A 795-nucleotide genomic window follows, 5' to 3' on the forward strand; every position below is an offset into this window, starting at 1 on the left:
GCTTCGCGCGTGCGCGCGAGCTGCCGCTCGGACTCGCCGTGGTCCGCAAGCTGCGCGACCTGCCGGCGCAGGCCGGGCTCGACCGCGAGGCCCGGCTGCGCAGCCCGCGCGGCGCCTTCGAGTGCGTGGAGGACGTGAACGGGCGCCGGGTGATCGTGGTCGACGACGTGATGACCACCGGCGCCACGCTCGACGAGCTCGCGCGCTGCCTCAAGGGGCGGGGGGCGAGCTGGGTCGGCAACCTGGTGGTGGCGCGCACGCCCTCGCCCTACTGAGCCTGCGTCACCTGTCCGACCGCCCGGTTCGCAGCTGCCGCAGCTCCTACAGGGGGGCGGGACGCGCGGTGGTTTGTGTAGGAGCGCCGGCAGGCGCGAATGCGGCGGTGAAGTCCGCACCCGCGTCACCTGCCCGACCGCCCGGTTCGCAGCTGCCGCAGCTCCTACAGGGGGCGGGACGCGCGGTGGTTTGTGTAGGAGCGCCGGCAGGCGCGAATGCGGCGGTGAAGTCCGCACCCGCGTCACCTGCCCGACCGCCCCGTTCGCAGCTGCCGCAGCTCCCACAGGGGGGGCGGGACGCGAGGTGGTTTGTGTAGGAGCGCCGGCAGGCGCGAATGCGGCGGTGAAGTCCGCACCCGCGTCGCCTGCCCGACCGCCCCGTTCGCAGCTGCCGCAGCTCCTACAGGGGGTGGGCGGGACGCGCGGTGGTTTGTGCAGGAGCGCCGGCAGGCGCGAATGCGGCGGTGAAGTCCGCACCCGCGTCGCCTGCCCGACCGCCCCGTTCGCAGCTGCCGCAGCT

Annotated in this window: 1 protein-coding gene; it reads left to right on the forward strand. The window is 74.8% G+C overall.

The window, feature by feature from the left end:
- The coding region (locus C667_RS23555) for a ComF family protein (protein ID WP_004391355.1) at positions 1–275 on the forward strand (275 nt) is incomplete at its 5' end.
- Positions 276–795: the final 520 nt, after the last annotated feature.

The organism is Thauera phenylacetica B4P, assembly GCF_000310225.1.
GTDB lineage: Bacteria > Pseudomonadota > Gammaproteobacteria > Burkholderiales > Rhodocyclaceae > Thauera > Thauera phenylacetica.